The sequence below is a fragment of the Cupriavidus lacunae genome, from assembly GCF_003353055.1.
Taxonomy (GTDB): Bacteria; Pseudomonadota; Gammaproteobacteria; order Burkholderiales; family Burkholderiaceae; genus Cupriavidus; species Cupriavidus lacunae.
In genome coordinates this window covers 1-7,287 of sequence record NZ_QKWJ01000159.1, presented here as the reverse complement: position 1 = coordinate 7,287, position 7,287 = coordinate 1, and the positions used below count along the sequence as shown (strand labels likewise).

Below are 7,287 nucleotides of genomic sequence, written 5' to 3'. Positions count from 1 at the left end.
CCTTCACCCGTGGCCCGACCGGCGTTTTGCCGTCAAACACCCAAGGTAGGAGCCCGGTGCCCGAATTGGGCACGCCGGGATCTGTGCGGGGGGTGCTCAGTAATGAGCATTCCTACCGCGATCCAGGCGATCCGGTCATCGGATCGACACCGGGCAATATGCTCGTTTGCGGCCGCCCGGGGGATTCCCCCGCGCGGCCGTTCTTTTTCGTTTCGAGGCGCAAGAAAAAGCCGCGGACGTGCCGCGGCTTGAGCAAGGGTCTAGCGGCGCAGGAAGGCGCCGACGACGCGCGCGGTGTTCTCCGCGCCGGTCACGAGGAAGAGATGCCCGTCGTCGAGTACATGCAGTTCCGCATTGGGGATGCGGGCGGCGAGGATCCTGGCATTGACCAGCGGCACGATGGGATCGTCGGCGCCGTGCATCACCAGCGTGGGCTGCCTGACCGCGCCCAGCCACGGCAGGCTGCTCCAGCCCCAGGCCGCCAGCAGCTGGTAGAGGTAGCCACGTCCCCGTGGCGGTTGCATGTGCCGTCCATGTTCGTCGAGCAGTGCAGGATCGTCGCGGAAGGCGCCGCCGTAGAGGTCGGCGCCAACGCGTCGCAGGTACTCCGGATCGCTGTAGCGGCGCACGCCGATCATCTTCGACAGCACCGACAGCCTGCCCGGCACCATGACCACGCCGGGCGACGTTGCCGCCAGCACCAGGCGGCGGCAACGCTGCGGATAGAGCCGTGCGAATTCCTGCGCGAGCGCACCACCCCACGACACGCCGAGCGTATCGACCTGGTCCGCATAGCCAAGGTGCGACAGCAGCCTGTCGGCAAGCACGCAAAGGTTGGAGAAACGGTAAGGCATCAGCGGCGCGGGGGAGCCGCCGGCGCCGGGAACGTCGAAGATGATGACTTCCACGCCCGCCAGCGCATCGACGAAGCGCTCGATCAGTTCGAGGTTGGCGCCGATGCCGTTGAAGATGAGCAGCGGCGGACCCGCGTCGCTGCCGGGCCGGATGCCGACCCTGAGTTGCTGCCCGTCCAGATCTACAGTCTGGACCTGCATGTGGCCGGCCCTGATGCCGGCATTGCTTATTGTCATCAAGCTGTCCTGGAGTCGTTGGCGCGAAGGCACGGCCACGATCGCCGCGATCGCGGCCGTGCACCCCGGTGCTTACTGCCTGGGTCGCAGGATGCCCTTCACTTCCTCGACGTTCTCGGCGATGCGCCGGCCTACTGCGGCAATGCTGTCGGCCTGGGTCTTGTACACGGTGTCGGTCAGGCCGCGCAGGCCGTTCACGGCCTTGTGCAGCGAGCGCGGCAGCACTTCAGAGACCTTGGCCGCCTGGCCGTCGGCATCCTTGCCGCCACGGGCCAGCGCCTGCAGGTCGGCGGCGGTCTCGCAGAGGTATTCGCCCTGCTGGCGCACCAGCGACTGCAGGCCGGCCAGCAGCGCGATATTCACGCCGGCCAGGGCCTCGATGTCCTTGCGGCGCGATTCGAGGATAGCCGCCGGGTCCAGGCGGTTCTGCTTGACGAAGTCAAACAGCTTCTTGTACGGGGCGGTGTGTGCGGACGACGTGCCCGCGGTGTTGGTCGATTCCATCTTTATTTCTCCTGACAGGTTGGGTTGTAGAAAACGATGGCCCCGTGGGGCCGGTGGACTACGCTTCAGACACGTAAAGGCCAGGGGCCTCGCCGCAAGGCGCGTATTGCAGGCTGCCGGGGCTGGCCGGTGCGTTGCACTTCGGCCCGGAGCGCTTCTTCAGCCACTGGCTCCAGTGCTGCCACCACGAGTCCTGGGTGGCCGTGGCGCCTTCCAGCCAGGTCTCCGGGTCCGCCTCGGTGGCGTCGTTGCGGAAGAACTTCGCCTTGGGGTTGCCGGGCGGGTTGATCAGGCTCTGGACATGCCCGCTGGAGCTGAGCACGAACTCCGTGCGTCCGCCAAAGGCGCGCACCGAGCGGTACACGGCCTTCCACGGCGTGATGTGGTCGGTCATGCCGGCCAGCACGTATTTGTCGCACTGGACTTCGGACAGGTCGATGGCGTGGCCCAGCACGCGCAGCGTGCGCGGCGTGGCCAGCTGGTTCAGTGTGAGCATGTCGAGGAACTGGCCATGCAGGCCGGCCGGCAGCCGCGTGGTGTCGTTGTTCCAGTAGAGGACATCGAAGGCCGGCGGCGCATTGCCCAGCAGGTAGTTGTTGACCCAGTAGTTCCAAACCAGGTCATTGGGGCGCAGCCAGGCAAAGACCCGACCTAGCTCCTCGCCGTCGAGCACGCCGCGCGCCTGGCTGCCCTGCCGGGCGGCCGTGACGGCTTCGGGCGTGCTGAACAGGCCAAGCTGGGACTGGGCATCCAGCCCGAACACCGACACCATCAGCGTGGCCGCATGCACCAGCTTCTCGCCGCTCGCGGCGCAGTAGCCCATCAGCGCCGACATCGTCATCGCGCCCGAGCAGGCGCCGTGCAGGTTCACGTCAGGGCTGCCGGTGATGTCGCGGATGGCGTGGATGGCTTCGATCAGCGCGCGGACATAGGTATCCATGTCCCAGTCGCGATGCGCTGCCGTGGGGTTGCGCCAGCTCACGATGAATACCTGCAGCTCCTGGGCCAGCAGGTACTCCACCATGCTCTTGCCCTGCGCCAGGTCGAACACGTAGAACTTGTTGACCTGCGGCGGCACGATGAGCTGCGGCCGCGCGTGCACCTTCTCGGTGGACGGCGCGTACTGGATCAGCTCCAGCACATCGTTGCGGAACACCACCACGCCCGGCGTGGTGGCCAGGTTCTTGCCAACACTGAACGCTTCCTTGTCCACCTGGGCAGGCATGCCGCGGTTGGTCAGGGTGTCGGTGACCAGGTTGGTCAACCCGCTGATCAGGTTCATGCCGCCTGACTCCACAGTTTTCCTGAGCGCCGCCGGGTTGCCCAGCAGCGTGTTGGTCGGTGCCAGCGCATCGGCCACCAGCGAGGTGAAGTACTCCGCGCGGTGCTTGCTGCGCTCGTCCATGACCGAGCGCCGGACAAAGCCGCTGATGGCATTGCGCCAGGCCTCGTAGCCCTGCAGCGACATGCGGTACAGCGGGTTGTCCTGCCAGGCCGGGTCGCCAAAGCGCCGGTCGCGCGCCGACGGCAACGGGGCTGAGCCGTCCAGCACGCTGACCAGGTCCTGCGCCAGCTGCGTCTGCTGCTCCAGCACCAGCACCGGCTCCTGCAGGCACTGCGCGCCGATCTGCTGCGCAGTGCTGGCCAGGTCTTCCGGGCGCAGGCCCACGAAGGGGTTGGGGCCGGCCATCATGTCCGGCATGCGTTCGATGGACGCTACCACCGTGGCCGCGCTCACGGCTGCAGCCTGATCCGCACTATCGTCCCTATCGACCTTGGCGCTAACGATCTTGGCCATAACGACCTTAGCCCTGCCGGCGCTGCCGCCCTTGCTGCCCTGCTCTCTCGTACTGCTGACCCTCGTCATCCTGCGTCTCCCGCCTTATTCCTTGCTACTACTGTCTTGCTCATTGCTTCAGGCGACCAGCAGCGCCAGGGCTTCCGCCACCAGCGCGGGCTTGGCCTCGCCTTCGATCTCGATCGTGTTTTCCGTGCGCAGCAGCACGCGGCCGCCGCCCTTGTTGTCTGCAGCCAGCAGGCTGACGCGATTGCGCACGCGCGAGCCCGCCTTTACCGGCGCCAGGAAGCGCGTCTTTTCCAGTCCGTAGTTGACTGCGGCGCTGGCATCGGCCGGGATCACGCCCATCTCTTGCATTTGACCTGCCACCAGCGACAGCGTCAGGTAGCCGTGGGCGATGGTGCCGCCGAACGGACTTTCCTTGCCGGCACGCTCCACGTCAACGTGGATCCACTGCTTATCGTTGGTGCATTGCGCGAATGCGTCGATGCGCGCCTGGTCCACTTCCACCCAGTCGGACACGCCCAGTTCCTTGCCGACGAACGCGTTGAGCGTCGCCATGCGGTAGTTTTCGATTGCCATACGGCCTCCTACATTGATTGATCTTTTTGCCCGTGCCGCGTTGCGCCACGGTTTGGGTTTCAAAACCGGGATTCGTCCAGGTTCAGGAAACCGTCCTCGCCCGACGCACCGGTAATGGCCGCTTCCAGCGCCGTGGCGCGCGGCAGGATCTGCTTGGCGAAGAACTCAGCGGTGGCGATCTTGGCGGCGTAGAACGCTTCGTCCTCGCTGCGCTTGTGCGTCGCCACGACCAGCGCGCGCGCCATCTGCCAGCCCGTCAGCACGATGCCGGCCAGCTTGAGGTAGGCCACGCTTGCGCCAAACACCGCGTTCGGCTCCTTGGCCGCGTTCTCCAGCACAAAGTCGACGGCCCGGCCCAGCGCCATGCGCGCGTAGCCGAGTTGCACGAACATGGCGCTGCATGCCGCATCCGCGCCGCTACCGGCGCAGACCCTGAGCGCATCGATGGTCTGGTCGACTTCGGCCAGGATGGCGCGCGCGGCCAGGCCGCCATCGCGCACGGTCTTGCGGCCCACCAGGTCGTTGGCCTGGATGGCGGTAGTGCCCTCGTAGATCGGCAGGATGCGGGCGTCGCGGAAGTGCTGGGCGGCACCGGTCTCCTCGATAAAGCCCATGCCGCCGTGCACCTGCACGCCCAGGCTGGTCACGTCCAGCGACATCTCCGTGCTCCAGCCCTTGATGACGGGCACCAGGAACTCGTAGGCCGACTTGAACTGCGCCCGCGTATAGGCATCCGGTGCGTGGTGGGCAAGATCCGAGTACGCAGCCGCCACCAGCGACAGTGCTCGCGCGCCTTCGGTCAGCGCGCGCATCTCGGTCAGCATGCGGCGCACGTCGGGGTGATGGATGATGGCCACCGCCTCGCGCGATGAGCCATCGACCGGGCGGCTTTGCACGCGATCCTTCGCATAGGCCACCGCCTGCTGGTAGGCACGGTCGGAGATGGCAATGCCCTGCACGCCCACGCCGAAGCGCGCGGCGTTCATCATCACGAACATGTACTCCAGGCCGCGGTTCTCCTCGCCGACCAGGTAACCGATGGCACCGCCATGGTCGCCAAACTGCAGCACCGCGGTCGGGCTGGCCTTGATGCCGAGCTTGTGTTCGATCGACACGCACTGCACGTCATTGCGCGCCCCCAGCGAGCCGTCGTCGTTGACCAGGAACTTCGGCACCACGAACAGCGAGATGCCCTTCACGCCCTCGGGCGCGCCCGGCGTGCGCGCCAGCACCAGGTGGACGATGTTGTCCGCCATGTCGTGATCGCCGTAGGTGATGAAGATCTTGGTGCCAAAGACCTTGTAGCTGCCGTCAGCCTGCGGCTCGGCGCGCGTGCGCAGCAGCGCCAGGTCGGAACCGGCCTGGGGCTCGGTCAAGTTCATGGTGCCGGTCCACTCGCCGGCGATCAGGCGCGGCAGGAAGCGCTGCTTCAGCTCGTCGGAGCCAGCGGTGAGCAGCGCTTCGATCGCGCCGTCGGTCAGCATGGCGCACAGCGCGAACGACAGGTTGGCCGCGTTCATCATTTCCATGCACGGCGTGCCGACCAGCTTGGGCAGGCCCTGGCCACCAAACTCGACCGGGTGCACGATGCCCTGCCAGCCGCCCTCGCCGAACTGGCGGAACGCTTCCGCGAAGCCGGGGGTGGTCCTGACTTCGCCGTCATGCCAGCTGCTGGGTTGCTTGTCGCCGGCGACGTTGAGGGGAGCGATCACCTCGCCGTGGAACTTCGCGGCCTCGCCGATCACGGCTTCGACGGTGTCGGGCGTCGCGTCTTCATAGCCAGGCAGGCTGGCAATCTTTGTCAGTCCGGCCAGTTCACGGATGACGAACAGGATGTCTTTGGTCGGTGCGGTATAGCTCATCTTCGGCCTCTGTGCGATGTTCACAGCGCCGGCATCCGATCCAACCGACCGGTGGCACTGCAACGTTATGTGCGGATCCTAGAGGCCGCGGGCACAAAGACGGATACCCAAACTTGCCCATTCGCTGACAAATCCTGCCGCTTTGCATGCAATCGGCCCTGCGCGCGCGTCGTGCGTCCCAAAAGGCTTTTGGCTTGGCAGAATTTGTCAGTCGGCGGCCGGTTTTGCCAGCCGCTGAGGCACGCCTACAGCGACCGGCGGTAGGCGTTGGGCGTGCTGCCGGTCCAGTGGCGGAAGGCGCGATGGAAGGCGGTGGGATTGTCGAAACCCACGTCGAAGGCAATGGCCGCAATGGGGTCCTCGGACCGCGTCAGGCGCTGGATGGCGATATCGCGCCGGACATCGTCCTTGATCGCCTGGAAGGCGGTACCCTCCGCGGCCAGGCGCCGGCACAGCGTGCGCACCGAGCAATGCAGCGCCTGTGCCACCGCCTCGATGGTGGGTGACACCGGCAGGCAGTCGGCCACGTATTGCCTGACCCGGTGGCAGGTCATCTGCTCGGCAAAGGAAACGAAGATCCAGTCCTCTGGGGCGCGCGACAGGAACTTCTCCAGGTCGGGCTTGCGCTGGCGCACCGGCATGTCCAGGTAGGCCGCATCGAAGCCGATGCGGGTGTGGCCGCAGCCGAAGTGCACCGGGCCCGGAAACAGGTAGAGATGGTCGCTGGCCAGCGGCGGCCGCGGAAACGGGAACTCGACTGCCTGCAGCGGGATCTTCCGGCGGATCAGCCACGATGCCACGCCATGCACGAGCTTCAGCATCAGCTCCCGCCCGAGCACGCTGACGTCGGGACCGGCCGGGTTGTCGGCCAGTTCGACATAGCCTAAGGCACCGTCGCGCCGCGACACGATCCGGAAGTCATCGAGGATCAGGTGGAAGAACTGGCCGAAGCGGTGCAGTGCCACCTCCAGCCTTGGCGCATCCAGCAAGCTCAGGCACAGGTACTTGAGCGTGCCGTTGCGCAGCGGGCGGCTGAAGATGCCGGGCATTTCATCGTCGGCCTCCCTGGCGAGCAGCCGGTACAGCGTAGAGAACTGTTCCTGCGTGACGCGTGCCGCCGGCTCGGACAGCAGTTCGCTGGCAATGCCCGAGCACTCGGCCAGCCGCGCGATCGCCGTGGGGTTTGCGCCGGACAGGAAGCCGTTGACGACAGAGATGGGGACGGTAGCGGACAGGCCGTTCACGCGGGGCGCAGGCAGTGCCTGCCGGAGGGAAGATGACGGCACATTCTGTCACAGCATTTGCGCGATGGAAATGCGGGCGGATGCCTAGATACTATGAAGGGCTGGTAAGCCCCCTGAAGTAAAACGATAGTTGCTAACCCGTTTTACGAAAGGAGCCTGCAAATGAATGCCCCTGACACAGCCCTTCAAGGACAGGATACGACCGT

At 66.1% G+C, this 7,287-nt stretch carries 6 protein-coding genes; all 6 read right to left on the bottom strand.

Annotation, left to right across the window (positions count from 1 at the left end):
- Window positions 1–260 precede the first annotated feature (260 nt).
- The 6 genes from phaZ to DN412_RS41555 all read right to left on the bottom strand — a co-directional run bounded on the left by phaZ (window position 261) and on the right by DN412_RS41555 (window position 7,123).
- Entirely contained in the window at window positions 261–1,091 is an 831-nt protein-coding gene (gene phaZ / locus DN412_RS41580; RefSeq protein ID WP_115216819.1) for a poly(3-hydroxyalkanoate) depolymerase, read from the bottom strand.
- Window positions 1,092–1,163: 72 nt separating this feature from the next.
- Window positions 1,164–1,595: a phasin family protein gene (locus tag DN412_RS41575; RefSeq protein WP_115216818.1), complete on the bottom strand. Its 432-nt coding sequence runs from the start codon at window positions 1,593–1,595 to the stop codon at window positions 1,164–1,166.
- Window positions 1,596–1,653: 58 nt separating this feature from the next.
- Window positions 1,654–3,285, bottom strand: coding sequence for an alpha/beta fold hydrolase (locus DN412_RS41570; RefSeq protein ID WP_115216822.1), 1,632 nt, complete (start codon window positions 3,283–3,285; stop codon window positions 1,654–1,656).
- A 225-nt stretch (window positions 3,286–3,510) separates the two neighbouring features.
- Window positions 3,511–3,975, bottom strand: coding sequence for a MaoC family dehydratase (locus tag DN412_RS41565; RefSeq protein WP_013956812.1), 465 nt, complete (start codon window positions 3,973–3,975; stop codon window positions 3,511–3,513).
- Window positions 3,976–4,034: 59 nt separating this feature from the next.
- Entirely contained in the window at window positions 4,035–5,837 is a 1,803-nt protein-coding gene (locus tag DN412_RS41560; protein ID WP_115216817.1) for an acyl-CoA dehydrogenase, read from the bottom strand.
- Window positions 5,838–6,082: 245 nt separating this feature from the next.
- Window positions 6,083–7,123, bottom strand: a complete 1,041-nt coding sequence (locus tag DN412_RS41555) for an AraC family transcriptional regulator (RefSeq protein WP_425267497.1) — start codon at window positions 7,121–7,123, stop codon at window positions 6,083–6,085.
- Window positions 7,124–7,287: the final 164 nt, after the last annotated feature.